Raw genomic sequence first — 23,492 nt, forward strand, 5'->3', positions numbered from 1 at the left:
CAATTAACGATTATATCTTCTCAGCTATTAATCCAGACGCACTGGCAGCTAATTCTCTGGCAATTTCCAACATCTTTTCATCGGGGATCTGACGAATAATTTCACCGCTATTAACTTCAAAAACGGTAATAACCTGCCGCCCAGACTCTTCATCTAAGCGAAACGATAATCCTCGATCCATGCTCTTAACGTATTCATTCAGCTCTTTCACTGCATGATAAAGTTCTTCTTTCTTTTTCGTTTCAAGCTGTTGCTCTGCTTCAACCACAATAGCTTGGCTTGGTGTCAATAACTCTGACGACTCACCTTTTGCTATTTGATTATTGATATTCACAGATGATGTTGGCTGTACATTAGAACTAGCAATTTGCGTGCCGTTATTGGAAGGGGGGAATGTGAGGGTTGGTGAAGATACAAATGAGGGGTTCATAACTCTTACCTCCTAATACGAAAAAAGACAGCAGGAGAGCGGTCCGGCTGTCATATTTCAGTAAGTGGGTTGACGATGAAGCCGCCCACCTACCTATTTTAGTATTATCACTTAATCAAAGAGATTAACGTAATAGACCTAGAGCAGCGTTTGGCGCTTGCTTAGCTTGAGCTAAGATAGAAGAGCTTGCTTGCTGTAGGATTTGTGCTTTAGTCATTTCAGTTGTTTCTTTCGCGAAATCAACGTCTTTGATTTGGCTCTTAGCAGCAGAAACGTTTTCGTTAATGTTGTCTAAGTTGTTGATTGTGTGACCCATACGGTTTTGAGCAGCACCTAGCTCAGAACGGTGGCTGTCAACAAATTTCATTGCTGCGTCAACAACTGCGATTGCATCTTGAGAACCAGCTACAGTTGTAACGTCGATGTTACCTACTGTTTTTTGTGCTTGAACTGCGTCAGACATACCAGTTTCGTTAGCTAGAGCACCAGAGAAGCTTACTTCACCTTCGATTGTGCCTTTAGCTGCGAATACTTGTAGCTTGCCATCTTCACCAACAGAAGCGCTAACTTTATCAGTTTGGCCATTGATGTATGTTGCTACTTCTTCGATATCGTCACCAGCTTTAGCTGTGATTGATACTGATTGCTCTTCACCAGACTTGTCTGTGAAAGAAATAGTCATTTCTGCATCTTTACCAGCAGTCCAACCCGCAGCAACACCTTCTTTCGCAGTGAAAGATTGGCCACCCATGTTTGCTTCGTCAGCACGTAGGTTGTTCAGTGTAAGCATTACCGCTTCACCAGAATCAGCACCAACTTGGAAAGATTTAGTACCAAAGTTACCGTTAAGTAGACGTGTGCCACCGAAAGAAGTTGTTTCTGCGATACGGTTCATTTCATCAGAAAGAGCCGTTACTTCTTGTTGGATCGCGCTACGGTCAGCGTCTGTGTTTGAACCATTTGACGATTGCAGTGCTAGGTCACGTACACGAGAAAGGATGTTTGAAGTCTCTTTCATTGCGCCTTCAGCAGTTTGCATCATAGAGATGCCGTCATTTGCGTTACGAACCGCTACGTCTAGACCACGAGTTTGCGTGTTTAAACGGTTAGAGATTTGTAGGCCAGCCGCATCATCTTTAGCACTGTTGATTTTGTTGCCAGAAGACAGACGCTCCATTGATTGGTTAACGTCAGATGTTGCGCTGTTTAAGTAACGCTGAGCTGTCATTGCTGATACGTTAGTATTTACTGTAATAGACATAAATAGATCTCCTAAGGGATAGTTCAATGGTGGTTGGTCTCATCCTCCGAACCAGCCATTGTTTCTCACATATATTTAAAAGCGTATCTCTATGCACTTTGTAGACTCTCACCTCTACAAAATACATCATGAGATAGCCTAAGTTTAATTTTATAAAGTAAGCCAGACTTACTTATAACCTGTTGGGATAGAACTTTGCAGATAGCTTAGCTCTCATTCTCACAAGTGTTTACTATGCTGATTAGCCCAACAGGCCTAATGCTGCATTTGGTGCCTGCTTAGCTTGAGCAAGGATAGACGAGCTCGCTTGTTGCAGGATTTGAGATTTCGTCATTGCAGTGGTTTCTTTCGCAAAATCAACATCTTTGATTTGGCTGTTTGCTGCACTCGTATTCTCATTAATGTTTTCTAAGTTGTTGATAGCGTGACCAAAACGGTTTTGGAAAGCACCTAAGTCCGCACGATTTGAATCAACATATTGCATTGCTGAATCTAGAATCGCGACTGCTTTTTGTGAACCACCAACCGTCGTTACATCGATGCTCTTAACCGTATCAGTAACCTTGTTACCCATACCTAATTCGCTGCTTAGTGAGCCACTAAATGCAATGTCAGTTGCTTCAGCTGCTGCAAATACTTGCAGTTTGCCATCTTCTGTTACAGAAGCATTTACTGCACTGCTTTGACCATTGATGTAGGTTGCTACTTCTTCAATGTCATCGCCCGCTTTTGCATTAATGGTGATGTTTTGTTCTTGGCCATCTTTATCAACAAAGTTCATTGTTAATTCTGTGCTTTCTGCATCTACTTTCCAGTTTGCATCTTTACCTTCCGTCGCAGAGTAAGTGTGTCCACCCATTGCCGTTGTGTCAGAGCGCATATTGTTCAGAGTAAGCATTACCGCTTCACCTGAATCCGCACCGATTTGGAAAGATTTAGTGCCAAACTGACCGTTAAGTAAGCGAGAGCCACCGAACGATGTTGTTTCTGCAATACGGTTTAATTCGTCATTCAAAGCAACCACTTCTTCTTGAATTGCTACACGGTCAGCTGTTGTATTTGAACCGTTAGAAGATTGAAGTGATAAATCACGCATACGTTGAAGGATGTTCGTTGTTTCGTTCATCGCGCCTTCAGCAGTTTGCGCCATTGAGATACCATCATTTGCATTTCGAACTGCTACATCTAAACCACGAGTTTGAGATGTTAGACGGTTAGAAATTTGTAGACCCGCTGCATCATCTTTTGCACTGTTAATTTTAAAGCCAGAAGACAAACGCTCCATTGAGCTGTTTAAGTCATTCGTTGCGCTGTTTAGGTAACGCTGTGCTGTCATTGCTGATACGTTTGTGTTTACATTGATAGACATATTTTATTTCTCCACTTTGGTTCCGAATCACTCCGCTCCTGGACCGGAAACCGTATTATTCATCGTTGATACTTAACTTAACGACCTGACTTCAATTTACTTTAGAAAAACTTTTAATTTTTTTAAGTTTTTCTTTTTAAAGCATTTTCTGTTTATTCAGTCGTTCTGCTTTGTACTTAGGTTATCGCTCAAACTCGGAAACTCTTTAGGAGAAAATGCAAAAAAAATGAAATTAATTTAAATAAAGGGGGAAAAGTAAGAAAAAACGCTATAAATCAACAAAAACAGAACAAAGATCACTCAAACAACATACAGATAAACACATTACAAGCCACTATACGGTCTGTCGTGTTTTATATTGATATAAAAAAAGCCGAGGTAGTCCCCGGCTTTGGTATAGTGTGAGAGCACTATTACCTTAGAATTTTCTTTAATTAGCCAATATAATTAGCGTAACAGGCCAAGAGCAGCATTTGGCGCTTGCTTAGCTTGAGCTAAAATAGATGAACTTGCTTGCTGAAGGATTTGAGCTTTAGTCATCTCAGTGGTCTCTTTCGCAAAATCGACATCTTTAATTCGACTATTTGATGCTGATACATTTTCATTAATGTTATCTAGATTATTAATCGCATGGCTAAAGCGATTTTGGAATGCACCTAAACCCGCTCGATTCTCATCAACAAATTGCATTGCCGCATCAAGAACAGCAACTGCTTTTTGTGAGCCACCAACCGTTGTTACATCGATACTCTTAACGGTTTCAGCTTGTGCTGCACCCATGTTTAGTTCACTTGCTAGTGAGCCACCAAATTGCACTTCACCTTGCACTTTATCGTTCGACGTTACAATTTGTAGCTCGCCGTTCTCTGAGACAGAAGCATTAATAGAATCAGTCTGACCATTAATGTAAGTCGCTACTTGTTCAATGTCATCGCCCGTCTTGGCATTAATTGTCAGTTCTTTCTCTTCGCCCGCTTTATTAACAAACGAAACCGTTAATTCTGAATTTTCTGCATTAACACCCCAGTCAGCATCAAGCTTGGTTTCAGCTTTATAGCTTGTACCCCCCATTGATGCCGAGTCAGAACGCATATTATTTAGGCTTAGCATTACCGCTTCACCAGAATCAGCACCGATTTGGAATGATTTAGTACCAAACTGACCGTTAAGAAGACGTGAACCACCAAATGAAGTCGTTTCTGCAATTCGGTTTAACTCATCATTAAGCGCGCCAACTTCTTGTTGAATCGCTTCACGATCAGCTGAAGTATTTGAACCATTAGAAGACTGAAGCGATAAATCACGCATACGTTGTAAGATGTTTGTCGATTCGTTCATCGCACCTTCAGCTGTTTGTGCAATAGAAATACCATCATTTGCATTACGAACAGCAACATCTAAACCACGAGATTGAGAAGTTAAACGATTTGAAATTTGCAGGCCTGCTGCATCATCCTTCGCACTGTTAATTTTAAAGCCAGAAGATAGACGTTCCATTGATTGATTAACGCCATCCGTTGCATTGTTCAAGTAACGCTGAGCAGTCATTGCTGATACGTTAGTATTTACTGTAATCGACATAGTGGTATCTCCGTTTAGTTTTCCGATTGTTTTCCGTAGTTCGGAAAACTGAGCTTTATTATTTAGAACTAACAACGTTGCTATTAGTGCCTGATACTTAGCTTAGCGACGGTTAAAAATAAACCTTTATGCTTTTTTTTATAAAACAGATGATTACTTTATGAACTATGATCATGCTTCAAAGTTTTTTACAATTGACTAAAAAACAGCTAAAGTTTTCCCGATTTTGGTCAAGTATTAATCAGAACCTTGATACAAAAGGATATTGCTTACTTCTCCTTGGGTTTTATTTTGAGTTTGATGCCTCATTTCTTTATTTATTTCACTTTATTTTCTTTAGGCGAAAAAAAACCAGCTGTCATTGCTGGTTTTTAAATAGTTATATCTGTTGGTATAAGTTACCCAAGCAGTTTTAACGCAAGATCTGGTGCTTGTTTAGCTTGAGCGAGTACCGTTGAGCTTACTTGTTGTAAAATTTGCGCTTTCATCATCTCAACCGTTTCTTTCGCAAAATCCGTATCTTCAATACGACTGTTTGATGCCGAGATATTTTCATTAATATTATTTAAATTATTAATCGCATGACCAAAACGGTTTTGGAACGCACCTAATGTTGCACGTTCTTTATCAACAAATCCCATGGCGGCATCTAACGTTGCAATGGCTTTTTGAGAGCCACCTACCGTCGTTAAATCCAAATCATTCACGGTATCAAATACAGCACCACCAATAGCCAATTCCGCAGATAACGAACCACCAAAGGTCACCGCACTAGAAACTAAATCCCCTGCGGTAAATAACTGTAACTGACCTTTCTCATCAACAGATGCTTGAACGGTATCATTTTGCCCATTGATGTAGGTTGCCAATTCCTCAATATCGTCACCCGCTTTCGCTTCAATTGTGATTTCTTGAGCTTTACCATTTTCATCATTAAATGACATGGTAAGAGTCTGCCCACCTTCTGGTACTGTCCAACCTTTGTTTAGCTGGTTTTGAGAGGTGTAATGAAAGCCGCCCATAGCTAAGGTGTCAGAACGCATACTACCAAGCGTTAATTGCACCGCTTCACCCGCATTAGCACCAATCTGAAAGGTTGATGTTCCAAATTGACCATTCAATAAACGGCGACCACCAAAAGAGGTAGTTTCTGCAATACGATTTAATTCATCATTTAAAGCATCCGCTTCTTCTTGTATTGCCTGGCGATCTTGTAAAGAGTTAGAGCCATTTGATGACTGCAGTGCTAAATCACGCATACGTTGAAGAATGTTGGTGCTTTCATTCATTGCTCCTTCTGCAGTTTGGGCAATAGAAATACCATCATTAGCATTACGAACCGCCACATCCAAACCACTCATTTGTGATTTTAAACGGTTTGATATCTGCAAACCTGCCGCATCATCCTTCGCACTATTAATTCGACTTCCTGAAGAAAGACGCTCCATAGACTGGTTTAGATGCTCCGTCGCTTGATTTAAATATCGCTGTGCCGTCATGGCAGACACATTGGTGTTTACTGTCACTGTCATAATGACCTCTTAATTAAAATAGCTATTCGTTGATATAGAAAAATAGACTCTTATAAGGCTTTATCGGCGCTGAAAAAATAAACTTAAGAGGAAAAACAAAAAGAAAGAGACAGGAAAAAGCGAAGAGAATACTAGAGGGATACATAGAAAAGGGTAGCCCCAATTAAGGGGCATAAAGCTAGGCTGGTTTTTTATGAGGAGATCTGTGAGAAGAACACAAAAAACCAGTTACCTGAAGCTTGCCAACAATCAAATGAACAAGAGGATGATGAGAGATGAGAGCACCTCTTGTTCACTAAGATGACTGTTGTTAGTTACTCAATTACTGCAGTAAAGTTAGTGCAGCGTTTGGTAACTGTTTCGCTTGAGCAAGAATAGAAGTACTAGACTGCTGAAGGATTTGTGCTTTTGTCATGTTTGTTGTTTCTTTAGCAAAATCAGTATCTTTGATTCGGCTGTTAGAAGCAGACACATTCTCTTGAATGTTTGACAAGTTGTTGATGCTGTGGCCTAAACGGTTTTGTTTAGCACCTAAATCAGCACGCTCACGGTCAATGTAAGCAAGAGCTGAATCGATAACACCGATAGATACTTGAGCATCACCAACAGACGTTACATCTAGTTTATCAACCGTTGCTTTAATACCAGCACCGCCAGCTAAACCTAACTCAGAAGCAAGGTTACCAGACACCGCTAACTCACCTTGGATAGATGGTTCAGCAACAAACAGTTGAAGTTTACCTTCATCACCAACAGATGCAGAGATCTTGTCTGATTGACCATTGATGTACGTTGCTAGCTCTTCAATATCGTCACCAGCTTTAGCGTTGATATCAATAGAAACTGCTTCACCTTTTTGAGTTGTGAACTCTAGTTTCATGTCACTTTTGCCAGCTTCTACATTCCAAGACGCGCTTTTGCCGTTCTCAGAAACGAAACGTTGACCACCCATGCGGCTATCATCAGCACGTACAGAGGTTAATTCGATTAGAATTGCTTCACCCGCGTTTGCACCAATTTGGAATGCTGATTCACCGAATGTACCGTTCAGTAGGCGACGACCACCGAATGATGTTGTTTCTGCAATACGGTTTAATTCATCAGATAACGCATGCACTTCTTCTTGAATAGAAGCACGGTCTTGGTCTGAGTTAGAGCCGTTTGCTGCTTGGATTGATAAATCACGCATACGTTGAAGGATGTTTGTCGATTCGTTCATCGCACCTTCAGCCGTTTGAGCGATAGAGATACCATCGTTCGCGTTACGCATAGCAACATCAAGACCACGAGTCTGAGCTGTTAAGCGGTTAGAAATCTGTAGACCAGCAGCGTCATCTTTTGCGCTGTTGATCTTAGTACCTGAAGACAAACGCTCCATTGAATTGTTTAAATCGTTTGTTGCGTTATTTAGGTAACGCTGCGCAGTCATCGCAGATACGTTAGTATTTACATTTACAGCCATCGTTGCTCTCCTTTGGCTTCGCTTTCGCGAAAACTCATTTCTGCTCTATTCAGAAATATTTAAAATTCATATCAGCCACAATTGGCCAATAGTTATTAAGTGTCATGTAATTTACATATCAAATCTCATGCCAAGATGAGAAAAACATGCACATTAATGACTGACATACAAAAGCAAAGTCATTAACTCTACTTTGCAACTGCTATGCCACTATTTACCATTGGCAAACTGTGAGCGTCTCAGTCATAGTTATTAATTAGCATAAGGTGTGCCAGTTTTTTAAATAAAAACTCAAATACAATGAAAAATAAATTAAATATATAAATAACAACAACTTAAAAAATTACATTCGTTATTTATTGTCTCTTTTTATAGAAAAAACCAAGACTAAAAAATAATGTTGCCGCTTGATTAGCAATAGCTATTGCCGCTTTTTTTCACCTTTGCCTCAATCAATAAATGACTATTTGCCAGCTACTACAAAGCGGCAAAAAAACAAACGATGCGGCAAAGCCTTTCCTATGCAATATATTGATAATTCAATTAGTTACAGTCATAAAAAAAGCCTAGCACGACTGCTAAGCTCTCTTTTTATTCAATGGCGGTATTTACACGTAATTAAATAAAGTAATGTCTTTTACTTTACCAAACGCTTGTTGAGATGCTTGAAGCGCACGAGTATTTTCATTAAATTCGATGACCGCTTGCGCATAGTCTAAGTCTTCAATAGAACTTAATGATTTAGAAATAGTTAAATCAAAATCTTGATGCTGCATCTCTTGTTGATCTAGCGTATTTTGTCTCGTACCAACTTCTGCTCGCGCTTGGCTTAAATGAATGAATGCCGCGTGAAATTCATCCGTTACTTGATGCAATTCTGCCGTTGTTGAGGCATCAGACACATCATTTAATGCTAATTCTTGTGCTCTTTTGAACGAATCAAAAATACTAATGGTCTTTTTCGGCTCTAAGGTGATGGTATCACCCGCTTTTAATTGACCACGGATTTGAATATCAACCCCTTCGTATTTAATGCCCTCAGAAGGGTCAAACTGGGCCGTTTTTACCGTACTGCCATCTTTTGATAGCTCATAGTTATACTGACCGTTAGCGGCTGCATTAAAAGTGATTTCATAAGTTGCAGGATCGGTGTAATTGGTATTAGTCGCTTTTGACAGCAAAAGCTCTGAACCTTCTTGCAGTGCGTACTGTGGATCATAATCTCCAAATGGATTTTTGATTTCAGTAAACAGCTTACTGCCAGAATCATTAACAGCAACTTCAATCGAACCTGATACTTTTAAATTACGTTGGTATTCATCTCCGGCATAAGCAACTGTCCCATCATTTGATCTAAAAAATGGTTGGGTTTTAGGCTTAGTTCCAGAGAAAAGGTAATTTCCTGATTCATCTAACATATTCGTTAGGTTTAAGAAATTATCTGCTAATCCTTTTACGTCCTGAGCATGAGCATAACGGTCTTCTGGTGCAAGAGAGCCGTTAATCATTTCCATTACACTGCGCTTTGCATCATCGGCAAACTGCTCCGCATTGGCAATCGCCACTTCATGACGCTCTAAGCGGTTGCGAGCAAGAATAATGGTATCGCTGTATTGACGTAGTTCTTCTTTCTTTTGCGTTAGGTTTTGAGCGTATAACGCAGCAACGGGGTCGTCTCCTGCCGTTAATAGCTTTTTACCTGACGCTAATTGTGCGCTGTTTTGATGCACTTTGGCTTCTTGGCGCGAAATATCATTCTGAACTGATTGGTAATTATGAAAGCTTGAAATACGAGTTAACATATTGAATGCCTCCTAGTTACGAAAGTTGCAAGATTGAGTTAAACGTTTCGTCTGCCGCTTTCATAATACGAGAAGAAGCCATATACGCTTGTTGGAACTTCATCATATTTGCCGCTTCTTCATCTAAGTTTACGCCAGCAACAGAAGCGACACGACTTTGTGCTGCTTCGTTTTCTACACGAGAAACTTCAGATAAACGAGACGCTGTTGCTTTTTTCAGGCCAATTTCAGTATTTACGTTTTCGTATAGGTCAATCACCGTTGAACGGCCTTCGTCCATCACTTTACGTGTCTGTAAGCCTTGCATTAACAATAAGTTACCGTTATCACCTTCAGATGGAACTAAGTTCGCTGCAAATTTATCATTTGCTGCTGCACCACCTGTTAATTCAAACGTAGTTCCACCAACAGTTACTGGGCCTTTTGGTGGGTATGTTTGAGGTTCAAGTAACATTTTTCCTTTCATATCTAATACAGCAAACTGATTTGCTGCTGGAGAGATAACGACTTGGAATTCTTTTAATGCGCCTGATTGCAGAACTTTAAATTTTGCATTACCTGTCGCAAAAGTGGCAGAGCTTGCGTAGCTTTGTGCAGCAATTTTCTCAGCTTCATTCATCTCAAGCTTAATTTCACCAGCCGCAATACGAGTTGGGCGAAGTAATACACGCTCACCGGCACTTAGTGGTTCACGAATTTCAACTCGCATACCGTCTAAGAAAAAGGTCGATGGGTTACCGGTTGGGTCTAAGCGTTGTACTTCACCTGTTGGTCGGGTCACTGTATATTGGCTACCATCGTATTTTAGTGCGTAATCGCCTGCTTTTAGTAAGCTGATATCATCAATAAATACGCCTACTTCAGCAGAAGAACCACCTTGTACAATGGCACGGCTACGTGCTGCTTGTTCTGAGTTCACATCAGAGAAAATATTAGCACCAATCTGGCCACGCAAATCAATAGCTTGGCTTTGTAAACGGTTAACTTCACTGCTGAAGCCCACTGCTACACGGCCTAATTCATCCATGATTGTTGGGATAGTGCTATCACGCAATTCAAACAGTGCCGATAATTTACCGCCAATGCTGTCATGCTGAATCGCTTTCATGCCTTTACCTTCAACCATTGCTAGTCGACGCTGTAATGGGTCAGGAGTACCTGCGATCATTTTCAGTTCACTTGCATTTGTGCCAGACACAAGCATGTGTCCACCACCGATTAATACATTGAATGAATTCTCGTTGTCACGCCTAGTGATCGTTACTTTTGTATATTGAGATAGCTCTTTAATTAACTTTTCATGACGGTCCATTAGGTCATTGTGCGGACCTGGGGTCTTAACCATCATTTTGTTAATGTCTTTTAACTCTAGAGCAATACCATTCATACGCTCTACCGTTAGATCCATCTTTTTATTTACGTCTGCATTTTGCTGACGTACGTTCTCATAAAAATCATTTAAGCTTTGCGAAACAAGGCGTGATTTCTCAAGGACTACTTTACGTGCACCGATTTCGTTAGGGCTATCGGCAAGTGTTTTTACTGAATCAAACCAATCATTAATGTTTTCTGGAATACGCTTTGCGCCAATAGACGACATCATATTCGTTAGAACATCAAGATTTGCCTCTGTATCCATAGAGTAATTTAAATTGGTTGTCGATAGATTCAATTCGTTTGTAGCAAACTGATCAAACGAACGTCGCACAGCGGCTACATGCACGCCTGCGCCATATTTTGAGCCAGCAACCCAAAGAGGCATATCTGTTTCTTGAACTACCGATTGACGACTGAAGCCTTCAGTATTAACGTTGTTAATATTGTGACTGGTCGTATTCAGTTGACGCTGCGCCGTAAGCACACCTTGTGTACCTAGATTTAGCAGATCAAGTCCCATGTTGCCTCCAAAAAAACTCTATAAAAGATGCGATAAAAATTTCCTAACGAATCTAATATAGCAATCAGTGTGCCAACTTTTAAACTCTTTACTTTCAATAAGATAACTAAAAACACAGACTTAAAACTTTATCTTTGCCACTAAAACTCTGTATTTATTGCCTTTCTTTGCCTCTTTTGGTTTTTAAGCGGCAATAAAACAAAAAATCCTGCCGCTTAGCCAGTCAATATGGCTAAGATGCAGGATTTTAATGGTTTAATTTTTTAGTTACGTTTATTTAGTTAAGCTTTCTACGGTCTTCATTACACTCATTACTTTATCGGTATAATTTGGATCCGTTGCATAACCAGCACTGTGGATCCCTTTAATAAAGCTTTCTGAACTTTCTGTTTGCTGTAGCGCTCGCTCATAACGTGGGTTTTGATTTAAGAATCGAACAAAATCACTAAAGCTCTCTTCATAGTTATCGTATGAACGGAAAGCGGCATTTTCAGTAACGGCAATATTATCGTGATACTCCAAGGTATTCTTAGCGATCTTATCACCTTGCCAACTTCTGTCTGCTTTGATATTAAATAAGTTATGACTTGAATCGACTGAGTTTTGAATCACTTTCTTACCCCAGCCGGTTTCTAATGCCGCTTGAGCGATCAAGACATTCGAATCAATACCCAGTGCTTTTGCTGCTTTCTCTGCGTATGGTTTCATGGTTTCAACGAATTGCTGAGGTGAATCAAATTTCTGAGGCTGCTGTGCCGGTCTTACCGCTAAGGCTTTTTCTAATTGAGCGACAGACCCTGATTCTGTTTGTGATGCTTTCTTGGCTTCAGACATTGCCGGGTATTGATAATCAACTGGCAAACGCAATGTTTCGTCGGTTGCCGCTTTGCGCATTGCCATACGCGCATCTTGCTCTAAATTCTTGCCGTTATGTACAGGTGGCTCTTGATTCATTGATGCACTAAGTTGAGCAACAATCATGTCTGCTAAGCCTAATGACCCTTTTTTCGACAACTCAGTTGCCATTTGATCATCACGCATTTGCTCAAAGAACTGTTGATTATCACTGCTCATCATGTCTGACTTGAATGAATCATTGGCATTACGCATTGATTTAAAAAGCATTTGTGTGAAGATTGATTCAAACTGCTCAGCCGCCGCACGCAGCGCTTTGTCTTGGCTTTCTTGATCGCCACTCACCGCACTTTTACGTAATTTATCTAGACCACCCACATCATGGATAAAGCCTACGTCTGTCATGTTTACTGAATTATTCATCTTTACACTTACTCTTTTAATCAGGGTAATAAAGTTACGGTCTCTACGTTACTAATACAGCAAATTTAATGCCAAAAAAAACGCACTCCCTAAGAAGTGCGTTTATTGTCTTTATTTAACAAGCAACTATTAGATGATAATTAATTGCCCTTCAATGGCACCCGCTTGTTTCAATGCTTGTAGAATCGCCATTAAATCTGATGGTGCAGCACCAACCTCATTCACAGCTCGAACCAAATCATCAAGAGTCAGCCCCGGCTCAAACTTAAACATCTTTCCTTGTTCTTCCGTTACTTCAATATCAGAATCAGGAACAACAACCGTTTGACCGTCACTAAAAGGACCTGGTTGACTCACTTGTAAGTTTTCTTTAATTGCAACCGTCATACCCCCGTGGGTTACCGCTGCGGCTTTCAATTTCACGTGTTTACCAACAACAATAGTGCCAGTACGAGAGTTAACAATGATTTTTGCAGAGCCATCTGCAGGGTCAAAATCTACGTTTTCAACTGCAGATAAAAAAGCAACTCGCTGACTAATATCACGAGGAGCACGCACACGGACTGAGGTTGCATCAACCGCTGACGCCATGTTCGGACCTAAAAAGTTATTTACCGCATCAGCCATACGTTGAGCAGTAGTAAAATCAGACTCTAATAAGTTAAAGGTAATGAAATCACCACGACCAAACGGAGACGGGATCTCACGTTCAACCATTGCACCACCAGAGATACGACCTACGGTTGGGTTATTACCCACCAATTTTGAACCATCTGCACCTTCAGCACTAAAACCACTTACAATTAAGTTACCTTGTGCAATTGCGTAGGTTTTACCGTCCAAACCTTTCAAGAAGGTTTGTAGCAAAGTACCACCACGTAAGCTTTTCGCTGAACCAACAGAAGAGACAGTAACATCAACTACTTGGCCTTGTTTTGAAAAGGCTGGCAACGTTGCGGTTACCATTACTGCCGCAACATTTTTTGTTTTTGGTTTTGTACCAGGTGGTAATTGAATACCAAAGTTTTGCAGCATGGCATTAAAGCTTTGATCGGTAAATGGTGTTGATTCACCAGTACCCGGTAAGCCTGAGACCAGACCATAGCCGATTAATTGGTTACTACGAACCCCAGCAACTTCTGCTACGTCTTTAATACGTGCCGCTTGTGCTGTAGAGATACTTAGGCATAACCAAGTAAAAATTAAGGTAACTAGGTTTTTATTCACGTCAAAACTCCAACGATTCGTCATTATTACAGTGCTACATTAAAGAATCGTGCCAAGAATCCAGGTTCTTGCATATCTTGTTGATCACCCGTACCTGAATATTGGATACGAGCATTTGAAATTCGTGTTGATGCGATAGTGTTATCAAATCCAATATCTTCAGGTCTGATGGTTCCGCTTAATCGAATGTACTCATCACCCGTATTCAGTGTTAGCCACTTTTCACCACGGATCAGCAAGTTACCATTTGATAATACTTCAATCACTTCAACCGTAATTGACCCACTTAAACTGTTGCTTTGGTTGGCTGATGTATTTCCTGTGAAATTATTGTCATTTGATAATTCATAAGAGAAGTTATATTGGCCGCCCATCTGCAATTCTTGTCCACCAACTTGCAGCGGGTCCATGCTTGAATCATTCGATTTTGATAATTCTGCATCGGCACTTTTTGCCGCTTTGGTATTTTCAGCCAAAGTAACCGTAACAATGTCACCTAACCCACGTGGTTTTGTGTCATCGTACATATCTTGTGCATGATCAACATTAAACAGAGATCCAGTTGCTGCCGCATAATGCTCTGGTTTTTCTTTAGGATGAATTGGAGCCCAAGCAGGATCACCTGATATAGGATCATTACGGCCACGCAGTGTATCAATAATGCCGCCGCCCTCTTCTTTTGCTTTATCTCCCTCAACTGCATCAACATTGGTTGTCGCAGAAGTGACTTCGCTCTCTTGTAAGTTTGGATTTTGCACCAATAATGATTCACAGCCAGTTAAAGCAGTTAGCATTAATAAACAAAGAAGACGTTTCATCCTAATCACCAATTACAGTTGTTGGTTAACAAAGCTTGCCATCTTATCAACAGCAGAAATTACTTTTGAGTTCATTTCGTAAACACGTTGCGCTTCGATCATGTTTACTAGCTCTTCAGTTACGTTTACGTTTGATGCTTCAAGCATAGATTGGCGAATGGCTCCTAAACCTTCTAGACCTGGTGTTCCTTCTTGCGGATCACCACTTGCGCCTGTTGGTAAGTAAAGGTTTTGTCCTACTGGCTCTAGACCACCTGGGTTAATAAAATCAACCGTTGTAATTTGACCAATCACTTGGTTATCTTGCTGACCACGTAAACGAACAGAAACTTCACCATCCGTACCTACCGTTACATTAATTGCATCTTCAGGAACGATAATTTCTGGTTCTAAACGGTAGCCAGCGCCTGTTGTTACGATTGCACCTTCATCGTTCAGTGTAAATTGACCATTACGAGAGTAACCAATGTTGCCGTCAGGCATAGTCACTTGGAAAAAGCCTTTACCTTCGATCATCATGTCCATACCGTTTGATGTGGTTTGAGCATTACCGTTAGTGAATACTTTTTGAGTTGCCACAACTTTAGAACCAGCACCTAGCATTAAGCCAGTTGGTAACTCAGTATTTTGAGTTGATTGAGCACCAGCTTGGTTTACATTTTGGTAAAACAGATCTTCAAATACGGCACGGCTCTTTTTAAAGCCAACCGTTGAGGCATTCGCCAAGTTGTTTGAGATAGTAGCAATGTTTGTTTGCTGTGCGTCTAAACCTGTTTTACTTACCCATAATGCTGGATTCATTGTGTGTTCCTCTAAATTTTTTAATGTATTAAGTTAATCAAAGTTAATTATTCAATTAACCCATACGTAATAATGAGTCTGATGCTTTATCCATTTCTTCAGCGGTACTCATCATCTTGACTTGCATTTCGAATTGACGTTGCAAATCAATTAAATTGGTCATTTCACCTACGGCATTAACGTTACTGCCTTCTAATGCACCTTTTAATACAGTGACACTAGCATCCGCTTGGAATGCATTATTAGGATTTTTCGAACGGAACAAACCATTCGTGTCTTTAAATAAATCACGATTATCGGTTTTTACTAATTTAATACGGTCAACTTCTGCCATCGCTTCTGCTGGTGCACCTTGCTCAAGAACAGAGATAGTGCCGTCTTTAGCAATTTGAATTTTTGAGATAGGAAGCGGCAAAGTGATTGGCGCGTCATTTTCACCTAGTACTAGATGACCGCTGCCATTCATTAATAAACCTGTTTCATCAATTTTTAGATTACCGGCACGAGTCAAACCTTCACGGCCCGTGTTGTCCATCACTGAAATCCAGCCATCGCCTTCAATCGTTAAATCTAAATCACGACCTGTTGTAATCACAGAGCCTTGAGAAAAACTGCTTCCTGGACGCTCAGTCATATTGAACACACGAGTAGGCAAACCTTCACCATACGCTTGCATTGAACGCGCTTGCTCTAAATCGGCACGAAAACCAGTCGTACTTACGTTGGCAAGGTTGTTTGAACGCAGCTGCATAGCTTGCATGTTTTGCTTTGCGCCACTCATGGCTAAAAATAATGCGCGATCCATAATGAACTCCAATAATCTATCTGAAGTTATAATAGCAATGAGTGTGCCAACTTTTATTTTCTATATTTTTCAACAAATTAAATATATAACAGGATGATTTTATGAATATAAGAGATTCAAAGAGGAAAGACTTAGGGGAGGAGAGGCAAATAATTTGGGTAAAAAATTGCCGTCAATATTGACGGCAATTCGATAACAACAATCTCGTTTAGATTAACGAATTTGCAGAATATTTTGTTGCAGTTGGTTGTGTACATCCAGTGAACGTGAGTTCGCTTGGAAGTTACGTTGTGCAGAAATCAAATCAACCAGTTCTTGTGTCATATCAACGTTTGATTGCTCAAGCGTACCACTTTTAATGTCACCAAATGAGCCTTGGTTTGCTTCGCCCCAAATAACACCACCAGACGATTGAGTCGTAGACCATTGAGTACCACCATTTTGAGCAAGGCCTTGTTGGTTTGTTACACGAGCCATTGCTACGCGACCTAATGTTACATCTTTGCCGTTTGAGTATGAACCAATGATATTGCCTTTGGCATCAATATCTACTTTTGCTAAGTAACCCGTGGTTGCGCCATCTTCACTAAAGCGACGCATTTCAAATGGTGCTGAGAATTGGGTTGGTTCATCAAAATTGATCGTTAGCGTTTGTGATGGATCTGAACCATTAAGATCCATACCATTCTCACCAAATGTTGTGGTTTGAATTGGATTTCCGGCATTAATACTTTGTGTTGAACCATCATTATTAAAGGCAATTGAATGACCTGAATGGCCTGTAGCCGTGGCAACATCACCACCATTAATATTAATAGCCTTTTCACCACTCGCATCCGTTGCTGAATAGAACACATTCCAACGGTTTGGTTGTACCGCATCTTTAACGTAGTAAGACGTTAGCTTGTACGATTGACCTAATGAGTCATAAATCGTTGATGACGTAGCTTTGTTGTATGTATCAGGATCATTCATATCAAATAAAGCAACGTCTTTTGATGGCGCTCCTGATGGTAAGTTCATGCCAATTTCAATGTTATCACTGCGTTTTGGCGTACCAAATTGATCAGGGATACTCATAGGCTTTGCTTCATAAGACCCAACAGTACCCGTTTCTTCATCTACACTATAACCTAATAAAAACTCATCATTTGAGTTAGTAATAAAGTTATCTTTATCTAGGTGGAATGCTCCATTACGTGTTAATTCGTTTGTACCCGGTTGCATACGATCTTTTGCTACCGCAAAGAAACCTTGACCCGCTATACGTAAATCCATTGGGTTGTTCGTATAAACACTTGAACCTTCATGAAATTGTTGTGCTATTTTCGTCGTTTGTGCACCACCACCTGTTGTGGTTTTTGCATTTGAGAATAACGATGTTGAATACACATCACCAAACTCAGCACGAGACTCTTTAAAGCCAAAAGTATTTGCATTGGCAAGGTTATTTGATGTTGTGTTTAAGTCTTTTTGAGCAGCGGCTAGACCACTTAATGCTACGTATGACATTTGATATCTCCTATCTAGCTACGCTTATGTTTTCCAATTCCATTAACGATCAGGGTTAATGAGGAATGTTAATGGAATTGGCATAGCTCTATGAATGAATTGGTTTAGTTTTGACACTAACGGAGTATTCAGGCAGCAACAATGCTGCACTGAATATTCGCCCTTTACGCCTTACCTACTTCTAGCACTTCCGCTAATTTCATAGGTGAGGTGAAACCAGCAAGATTTAGCAGAACATTGCCATCGCCTTTGCCTAGAAGAACACTGTTGACGTTAGCGTATGTTGATACGCCAAACTCTTGGTTGTTCCCATCAAGCACACCAGCTGCTTTAATATTATAGCGGCCAGCTGGCATTGCATTGCCTTTGTCATCTTTGCCGTCCCACTCAACTCGAGTGTCGCCTGCCGGTTTAGCGCCTACATCTAAAGTGCGAATTAATTGACCTTGTTCATTTTCTACACGAACCATTAGGTTATTAATCGCTTGTGGCAATTTAACCATTGCCGCCATGCCTTTATCTGCTTCTTTTAAGCCTTTAGCGCCCGGTACTAGAACATCACGACCAACAAGCGAAGACGCTTGTAATGCTTGGTTAGATGTCATAGATGAATTCAAGCTATCAAACTGTGTATTCATCTTGCCGATACCATCGACGGTTGCAAATGATGCCATTTGCGCAATCATCTGGTCGTTTTCAACCGGCTTAAACGGGTCTTGTTGAGACAATTGTTTGGTTAATAATGAAAGGAAGTCTTCTTGCTTCAGTTCATTTTTACCACCTGTTGTTTTTTCAGGTTTATTTGCCTCTTGAAGACTTTTAAGCTGGTCCATGTAGGACAAGCCGTTTTGACCAACGTTATTGATTCCAGTCATAGCTACCTCCTATCCTTATTGACCCATTCGCAGAGTACTCTGCAACATTTGTTTACTTGCATCTGCCACTTGAACATTCGTTTGGTATGAACGAGAAGCCGAAATCATGTTTGCCATTTCTTCCATTACATTAACGTTTGGCTTAAAAATGTAGCCATCGTCATTTGCCATAGGGTGATCAGGGTTATATTCAGCACGTAGCGGTTTTTGGCTTTCAACAATACCAAGAACTTTTACAGGTACTGTATGTTCTTGTTTGTATTTAGCTTTACTCAATTCCGCACCAAAGACAGCTTGACGAGCCTTGTAAGTTTCAGCAGCAGAACTACTAACACTGTCGGCATTTGCCATGTTACTTGAAGTGGTGTTAAGACGAACTGACTCTGCACTCATTGCAGAACCCGTAACGTTGAAAACATTAAATAAGCTCATCTCTATTCCCCTTTAATTGCTTTGGTTAGGTTTTTGAATTTACTACCTAAAAACTCTAATGATGCTTGATGACGAAGTTGGTTTTGCATAAATAAATTACGCTCCAAATCCACATCTACCGTGTTGCCATCACCTGTATCTGGTTGAGTTGGTACACGGTATTGAATTTCCCCTGCCACTCGTGTTGAGGCATTAATGTGCCGACCATCTGTACGGCTAAGACCCATGCTTGCCTTTGATGTTGCCGACTGTAATGCTTTTTGAAAATCCATTCCTTTTGCTTTATAGCCAGGTGTATTCGCCTGAGCGATGTTCGTCGCTAGCATTTCTGCGCGCTCTGAACGAACACCAACAGTATGCTGATGAATACCTAATGCGTTATCAAAAGAAATTGCCATTTCAAACCCTCCACAAGAACTGACTAGCAGTATATAATTTCTATAATGCAACCTGTATGCCAACTTTTCAATTCACAGAGCAGATTGACGATACTACAGATAAATAATTAGCAATATTTACGCCAACTATAGATTACAGATACAAAAAAAGCGACCTAAGTCGCTTTTTGTTTAATAATTATTCAAATGACATTACTTTAGTTTGTAAATAATACCTGGGTTACAACGAACCATTTCGAATTTATCAGTCAAACCAGTTAATGACTCAGAAGCACCCAGTAATAAATACCCACCAGGGTTAAGACTTGCCGCCATTTGGTTTAAAACTTTAGATTTCATCTCTGGTGAGAAGTAGATAAGTACGTTACGACAGAAGATAATGTCAAATTTACCAAGTAAGCTATAGCTGTCCATTAGGTTTTGTGGACGGAAATTTACCATTCGCTTAATTTTATCGTTAATTTTCATTTTTCCATCACCAGCGTCTTCAAAAAATGCGCGACGACGCTCTGGTGACAAACCACGGCTTAACGCCAAGTTATCATAGACACCCGCTTTACAGTTTTCTAGCATTGACGGTGAAATATCGGTCGCGGTAATACTGATGTTTGGAAGGAAACCCGGTTTACGCGCTTGAATCTCAGCAATGGTCATCCCCATTGAATACGGTTCTTGGCCTGATGAACTTGCCGCTGACCATATTTTTAATGGGCGACGATTTGCCGCTAATTCTGGCAATAGTTTTTCAGACAATACTGTAAATGGGTAGCCATCTCTAAACCATAACGTTTCATTGGTTGTCATGGCATCGACCGCTGCAACACGTAACTCACGGTTACTACCTGAGATCACTTGCTTTAATAAATCAGATAATGAAGCTAATGAAAACTTAGCAACTAAAGGACTCAGTCGGCTTCTCACTAAATATTGCTTACTGTCACCAAGGACAATACCACATTGAGATTCAAGAAAACGGCTAAAATCACGATACTCTTGTTCGTTGATAGTTATAGTTGTCATTAACGCTTTTACTTCCAAATAAAAAATGAATTGCCGCTTAATATTACTACGACAATAGGATTTAGCTTATTACTTTATGCTGTTTATTTTTCAACAGCCCTTTTCACGGCCGCACCTAACTCATCAGGATTAAATTTAGCTATGAATTGGTTTGCACCAACACGTTCTACCATTGCTTGGTTAAATACGCCACTCAATGAAGTATGTAGTATAACATGTAAGTCTTTAAGTGCTGGTTCACGACGAATTTCAGCCGTTAATGTGTAACCATCCATCTCTGGCATTTCAACATCAGAAATAACTAAGCCAATTTGCTCATATACACTGCCAGCATTTGCCATTTCAACCAATTTGTTCAACGCTTCTTTGCCATCTTTCACCATAATGGTTTCAAAACCAATAGATTCAACAGCACGTTGCACTTGTTTACGGGCAACACTTGAATCATCAGCGATAAGTACTCTACGAACAACCTCTTGACTCATCGCCGTCATTTCTTCTACCAATTCTTCGTTCATCGTTTCATCGACAGGCGCAATTTCCGCTAAGATTTTTTCTACATCTAAAATCTCAACCAACTCATCATCAATGTTAGTTACTGCAGTTAGGTAGTTTGCACGACCAGTGCCTTGTGGCGGCGGCAAAATTGCTTCCCAGTGCATATTTACAATACGCTCAACAGACTTAACAAGGAAACCTTGAATAGTACGGTTGAATTCGGAAATAATAATAAAACATTTATCAATTTCGGTAGTCGCACGACCACCGGTAGCAAGACTTAAATCAATAACAGAAATAGTTTGACCACGAATATGAGCAATCCCTTTTACTAAAGGGTTTAAATTAGGCATTGAAGTCAGCTTAGGACACTGTAATACTTCTTTTACTTTAAATACGTTAATACCATAACGTTGGCGTCCCATAAGACGAAAAGTAAGTAGCTCTAAACGGTTTTGCCCTACAAGTTGTGTGCGCTGATTCACCGAATCCAGTATGCCTGTCATATCTGACTCCATCTTGTGCCATTATTAATGAACCGTGAGCCTAACATAAACCCATTAAGAACACGATGTACCATATGGCATTTTATAATAAATTTTTGATGATAAAAAAAACAAAGGGTAACCCAATAGATTTTTATCGACTTGTGAGCCTTATCGGCATATTTGTAAGTTTCTTTAGTGTGAATGTTCATGCTGCCACAGATGAGCAACTAAAGGCAATCAAACAGGCTGCAGAATCTTTCATTGAACAGCAAATAGATACTCCTAAAAATGGAACTCTGCAAGTAGAAGCGGTTCGAGTTGATAGTCGTATTCACGCAACTGACTGCCCTACCCCTTTAACAACCAGCTTACCAGGTAAACTCAATACGAGTGGAAATACCTCAGTGTTAGTTGAGTGCCCAGAAGACGATTGGAAAGTCTATGTTCCGGTTAAATCAGAGCTTATGATGCCATTAGTTACCGCTATCACCTCCCTATCGCGCGGACACTCGATTTCGCCTCAAGATTTAACATTAACGCTCGTTGGCAGTCGAGTATACCGCCGCGGAGGTTATATAAATCAAGACGATATCATTGGTGCGCGCATAAAACGCAGCGTTCGAGCGGGTGAAGTTGTCGAAAAAAACGACATCTGCATGGTATGCCGCAATGACAGTGTTATAATTAAAGCAGTAAAAGGCGAATTAAGCATTCTCACTAAAGGCACAGCACTCAGTGATGGTGTACTCGGTGAAAAAGTAAATGTAGAAAATGACAAATCAAAACGCATTGTTAGCGGTATTGTTACTGCCGTAGGTGAAGTGAGTATTCGTTTTTAACAAATAATCACTTTTATTTTCTAAACTATCTGCAAACAATGCCGATATGTTTTTTGTGGCACTATTTATGCTTAGTTTTTCCACAACTGAAAATAATGAAAAAAGCGTCAAAAATATTCATTATTTGCTTAAGTTATTTTTTTGACAGCCGATAGATAGATTAGAGAAATGTATTAACCCGGCTAAAAGGCTTGAATATATGACAAGTATTGACCAACTACGTGCTAGCCAAGCAATGGCAACATTACGTAATCACGCTCGTGTTGATTCTGGTGATAAGTCACCTGTAAATTCAACACCTGCAATGTCTGCGAAAATGGATGCGGTTTCTTTAAGTAACCAAGGTAAAGAGATTGGCCAAATGCACCAACAACTAGCAACTGAACCTTCATTTAACGAAGATAAAGTTGCCGCAATTAAAGCAGCTATCGCAAATGGCTCTTATTCTGTTGATCCTGAGCGCCTAGCAGACAACATAATTAAATTTGAAGATGAATTAGCCGGCCTATAATAACCTAGGCTGGTTACTTATCTAGCGCTAACCTAATAAATATTGAGAGAATATGGCTCAAACATTAACTGAATTATTGGATCTACAACGCAGTGTTGCTTTGTCTCTTTCGACGGTATTACATCGAGAGAAGCATGCTATCGCAAGTAGAAAACCAGCTGAAATGGAAGGTATTGCTCACGACAAACTTGGCTTACTAAACCAACTGCGCCAATATGATCAGCTATTAGGAAGCCATGCAGAAAGACAGCTCCTCTCTGAGGACAATGCACTAACAGAAAAAGTGACGGAAATTAAATCCATCATTCATGACTGTAAAGAAGAAAACGCCGTCAATGGTGAAGCGCTTCAACGCGCACAATTAAGCTTCAATAAATTAAATAACCTTATGCAGCAAAGCCGTGGAAAGAATGGCATGACTTATACAGCAGAAGGCCAAACTCGCAATATCACTACGTTAGGTACTAACGTAAAAGCGTAACGTTTTAGCTATTCCCAATGCATATTATTGATGTCTACAGTGTTTTTTATATAACACTGTTGCACCTATTATTGTTCTATCCTTTATTTCTACTAAACTTCCTTTCCTTTTTATTTCCCCATGCTTTCTATCCTTATCATTTCTTATTCAAATTTACTCCTTAAGTTCTAAACAT

At 40.1% G+C, this 23,492-nt stretch carries 22 protein-coding genes; 3 read left to right on the forward strand and 19 right to left on the reverse strand.

What is annotated here, in order from left to right; all coding sequences use genetic code 11:
• Window positions 1-10: 10 nt before the first annotated feature.
• The 19 genes from PVK70_RS15650 to PVK70_RS15740 all read right to left on the reverse strand — a co-directional run bounded on the left by PVK70_RS15650 (window position 11) and on the right by PVK70_RS15740 (window position 21,504).
• Window positions 11-430: a flagellar protein FlaG gene (locus PVK70_RS15650; protein ID WP_130048980.1), complete on the reverse strand. Its 420-nt coding sequence runs from the start codon at window positions 428-430 to the stop codon at window positions 11-13.
• Between the two features lie 124 nt (window positions 431-554).
• Complete coding sequence (locus tag PVK70_RS15655; protein ID WP_130048979.1) at window positions 555-1,691, reverse strand: flagellin; 1,137 nt, start codon at window positions 1,689-1,691, stop codon at window positions 555-557.
• Between the two features lie 241 nt (window positions 1,692-1,932).
• On the reverse strand, window positions 1,933-3,060 hold the full coding sequence (locus PVK70_RS15660; RefSeq protein WP_130048978.1) for a flagellin: 1,128 nt from the start codon (window positions 3,058-3,060) through the stop codon (window positions 1,933-1,935).
• Between the two features lie 447 nt (window positions 3,061-3,507).
• Window positions 3,508-4,641, reverse strand: coding sequence for a flagellin (locus PVK70_RS15665; protein ID WP_130048977.1), 1,134 nt, complete (start codon window positions 4,639-4,641; stop codon window positions 3,508-3,510).
• A 398-nt stretch (window positions 4,642-5,039) separates the two neighbouring features.
• The gene (locus PVK70_RS15670) at window positions 5,040-6,173 is read right to left on the reverse strand and encodes a flagellin (protein ID WP_130048976.1); all 1,134 of its coding nucleotides are present in this window, start codon (window positions 6,171-6,173) and stop codon (window positions 5,040-5,042) included.
• A gap of 322 nt (window positions 6,174-6,495) precedes the next feature.
• Entirely contained in the window at window positions 6,496-7,635 is a 1,140-nt protein-coding gene (locus tag PVK70_RS15675) for a flagellin (protein WP_130048975.1), read from the reverse strand.
• Window positions 7,636-8,243: 608 nt separating this feature from the next.
• Complete coding sequence (gene flgL, locus PVK70_RS15680; RefSeq protein WP_130048974.1) at window positions 8,244-9,437, reverse strand: flagellar hook-associated protein FlgL; 1,194 nt, start codon at window positions 9,435-9,437, stop codon at window positions 8,244-8,246.
• 16 nt (window positions 9,438-9,453) lie between these two features.
• Window positions 9,454-11,334: a flagellar hook-associated protein FlgK gene (flgK, locus tag PVK70_RS15685; RefSeq protein ID WP_130048973.1), complete on the reverse strand. Its 1,881-nt coding sequence runs from the start codon at window positions 11,332-11,334 to the stop codon at window positions 9,454-9,456.
• Between the two features lie 273 nt (window positions 11,335-11,607).
• Window positions 11,608-12,612 (reverse strand): flagellar assembly peptidoglycan hydrolase FlgJ, encoded by a 1,005-nt coding sequence (gene flgJ, locus PVK70_RS15690; RefSeq protein WP_130048972.1) that lies wholly within the window; start codon window positions 12,610-12,612, stop codon window positions 11,608-11,610.
• Window positions 12,613-12,741: 129 nt separating this feature from the next.
• Complete coding sequence (locus tag PVK70_RS15695; protein WP_130044120.1) at window positions 12,742-13,863, reverse strand: flagellar basal body P-ring protein FlgI; 1,122 nt, start codon at window positions 13,861-13,863, stop codon at window positions 12,742-12,744.
• A 2-nt stretch (window positions 13,864-13,865) separates the two neighbouring features.
• Window positions 13,866-14,657 carry a flagellar basal body L-ring protein FlgH gene (gene flgH / locus PVK70_RS15700; protein WP_130044119.1) on the reverse strand — a complete coding sequence of 264 codons (792 nt, stop codon included), beginning with the start codon at window positions 14,655-14,657 and terminating at the stop codon, window positions 13,866-13,868.
• Between the two features lie 12 nt (window positions 14,658-14,669).
• Window positions 14,670-15,458: a flagellar basal-body rod protein FlgG gene (flgG, locus tag PVK70_RS15705; RefSeq protein WP_130048971.1), complete on the reverse strand. Its 789-nt coding sequence runs from the start codon at window positions 15,456-15,458 to the stop codon at window positions 14,670-14,672.
• A gap of 55 nt (window positions 15,459-15,513) precedes the next feature.
• Window positions 15,514-16,263, reverse strand: coding sequence for a flagellar basal body rod protein FlgF (locus PVK70_RS15710; protein ID WP_130044117.1), 750 nt, complete (start codon window positions 16,261-16,263; stop codon window positions 15,514-15,516).
• A gap of 213 nt (window positions 16,264-16,476) precedes the next feature.
• Window positions 16,477-17,775: a flagellar hook protein FlgE gene (flgE, locus tag PVK70_RS15715; protein ID WP_130048970.1), complete on the reverse strand. Its 1,299-nt coding sequence runs from the start codon at window positions 17,773-17,775 to the stop codon at window positions 16,477-16,479.
• A gap of 164 nt (window positions 17,776-17,939) precedes the next feature.
• Window positions 17,940-18,650: a flagellar hook assembly protein FlgD gene (flgD, locus tag PVK70_RS15720; protein ID WP_130048969.1), complete on the reverse strand. Its 711-nt coding sequence runs from the start codon at window positions 18,648-18,650 to the stop codon at window positions 17,940-17,942.
• Between the two features lie 15 nt (window positions 18,651-18,665).
• On the reverse strand, window positions 18,666-19,082 hold the full coding sequence (gene flgC, locus PVK70_RS15725; protein ID WP_045102654.1) for a flagellar basal body rod protein FlgC: 417 nt from the start codon (window positions 19,080-19,082) through the stop codon (window positions 18,666-18,668).
• A gap of 2 nt (window positions 19,083-19,084) precedes the next feature.
• Entirely contained in the window at window positions 19,085-19,480 is a 396-nt protein-coding gene (flgB, locus tag PVK70_RS15730; protein WP_130048968.1) for a flagellar basal body rod protein FlgB, read from the reverse strand.
• A 192-nt stretch (window positions 19,481-19,672) separates the two neighbouring features.
• Entirely contained in the window at window positions 19,673-20,500 is an 828-nt protein-coding gene (locus PVK70_RS15735; RefSeq protein WP_130048967.1) for a CheR family methyltransferase, read from the reverse strand.
• A gap of 83 nt (window positions 20,501-20,583) precedes the next feature.
• Window positions 20,584-21,504, reverse strand: a complete 921-nt coding sequence (locus tag PVK70_RS15740; protein ID WP_130048966.1) for a chemotaxis protein CheV — start codon at window positions 21,502-21,504, stop codon at window positions 20,584-20,586.
• Window positions 21,505-21,602: 98 nt separating this feature from the next.
• Here PVK70_RS15740 and flgA point away from each other — a divergent pair, with 98 nt between their 5' ends.
• The 3 genes from flgA to PVK70_RS15755 all read left to right on the forward strand — a co-directional run bounded on the left by flgA (window position 21,603) and on the right by PVK70_RS15755 (window position 23,317).
• Window positions 21,603-22,325 carry a flagellar basal body P-ring formation chaperone FlgA gene (gene flgA / locus PVK70_RS15745; protein ID WP_242504814.1) on the forward strand — a complete coding sequence of 241 codons (723 nt, stop codon included), beginning with the start codon at window positions 21,603-21,605 and terminating at the stop codon, window positions 22,323-22,325.
• 199 nt (window positions 22,326-22,524) lie between these two features.
• Window positions 22,525-22,836, forward strand: a complete 312-nt coding sequence (gene flgM / locus PVK70_RS15750; protein WP_130048964.1) for a flagellar biosynthesis anti-sigma factor FlgM — start codon at window positions 22,525-22,527, stop codon at window positions 22,834-22,836.
• Window positions 22,837-22,888: 52 nt separating this feature from the next.
• Entirely contained in the window at window positions 22,889-23,317 is a 429-nt protein-coding gene (locus tag PVK70_RS15755; protein WP_130048963.1) for a flagella synthesis protein FlgN, read from the forward strand.
• The last annotated feature ends 175 nt before the right edge of the window (window positions 23,318-23,492 follow it).

The sequence above is a fragment of the Aliivibrio sp. A6 genome, assembly GCF_028765505.1.
In the GTDB taxonomy this organism is placed as follows: domain Bacteria; phylum Pseudomonadota; class Gammaproteobacteria; order Enterobacterales; family Vibrionaceae; genus Aliivibrio; species Aliivibrio finisterrensis_A.

Bases quoted from the DNA above. Each gene is read 5' to 3' on its own strand.
- PVK70_RS15650 (WP_130048980.1), bottom strand. From the start codon at position 430: ATGAACCCCTCATTTGTATCTTCACCAACCCTCACATTCCCCCCTTCC.
- PVK70_RS15655 (WP_130048979.1), bottom strand. From the start codon at position 1,691: ATGTCTATTACAGTAAATACTAACGTATCAGCAATGACAGCTCAGCGT.
- PVK70_RS15660 (WP_130048978.1), bottom strand. From the start codon at position 3,060: ATGTCTATCAATGTAAACACAAACGTATCAGCAATGACAGCACAGCGT.
- PVK70_RS15665 (WP_130048977.1), bottom strand. From the start codon at position 4,641: ATGTCGATTACAGTAAATACTAACGTATCAGCAATGACTGCTCAGCGT.
- PVK70_RS15670 (WP_130048976.1), bottom strand. From the start codon at position 6,173: ATGACAGTGACAGTAAACACCAATGTGTCTGCCATGACGGCACAGCGA.
- PVK70_RS15675 (WP_130048975.1), bottom strand. From the start codon at position 7,635: ATGGCTGTAAATGTAAATACTAACGTATCTGCGATGACTGCGCAGCGT.
- flgL (WP_130048974.1), bottom strand. From the start codon at position 9,437: ATGTTAACTCGTATTTCAAGCTTTCATAATTACCAATCAGTTCAGAAT.
- flgK (WP_130048973.1), bottom strand. From the start codon at position 11,334: ATGGGACTTGATCTGCTAAATCTAGGTACACAAGGTGTGCTTACGGCG.
- flgJ (WP_130048972.1), bottom strand. From the start codon at position 12,612: ATGAATAATTCAGTAAACATGACAGACGTAGGCTTTATCCATGATGTG.
- PVK70_RS15695 (WP_130044120.1), bottom strand. From the start codon at position 13,863: ATGACGAATCGTTGGAGTTTTGACGTGAATAAAAACCTAGTTACCTTA.
- flgH (WP_130044119.1), bottom strand. From the start codon at position 14,657: ATGAAACGTCTTCTTTGTTTATTAATGCTAACTGCTTTAACTGGCTGT.
- flgG (WP_130048971.1), bottom strand. From the start codon at position 15,458: ATGAATCCAGCATTATGGGTAAGTAAAACAGGTTTAGACGCACAGCAA.
- PVK70_RS15710 (WP_130044117.1), bottom strand. From the start codon at position 16,263: ATGGATCGCGCATTATTTTTAGCCATGAGTGGCGCAAAGCAAAACATG.
- flgE (WP_130048970.1), bottom strand. From the start codon at position 17,775: ATGTCATACGTAGCATTAAGTGGTCTAGCCGCTGCTCAAAAAGACTTA.
- flgD (WP_130048969.1), bottom strand. From the start codon at position 18,650: ATGACTGGAATCAATAACGTTGGTCAAAACGGCTTGTCCTACATGGAC.
- flgC (WP_045102654.1), bottom strand. From the start codon at position 19,082: ATGAGCTTATTTAATGTTTTCAACGTTACGGGTTCTGCAATGAGTGCA.
- flgB (WP_130048968.1), bottom strand. From the start codon at position 19,480: ATGGCAATTTCTTTTGATAACGCATTAGGTATTCATCAGCATACTGTT.
- PVK70_RS15735 (WP_130048967.1), bottom strand. From the start codon at position 20,500: ATGACAACTATAACTATCAACGAACAAGAGTATCGTGATTTTAGCCGT.
- PVK70_RS15740 (WP_130048966.1), bottom strand. From the start codon at position 21,504: ATGACAGGCATACTGGATTCGGTGAATCAGCGCACACAACTTGTAGGG.
- flgA (WP_242504814.1), top strand. From the start codon at position 21,603: ATGATAAAAAAAACAAAGGGTAACCCAATAGATTTTTATCGACTTGTG.
- flgM (WP_130048964.1), top strand. From the start codon at position 22,525: ATGACAAGTATTGACCAACTACGTGCTAGCCAAGCAATGGCAACATTA.
- PVK70_RS15755 (WP_130048963.1), top strand. From the start codon at position 22,889: ATGGCTCAAACATTAACTGAATTATTGGATCTACAACGCAGTGTTGCT.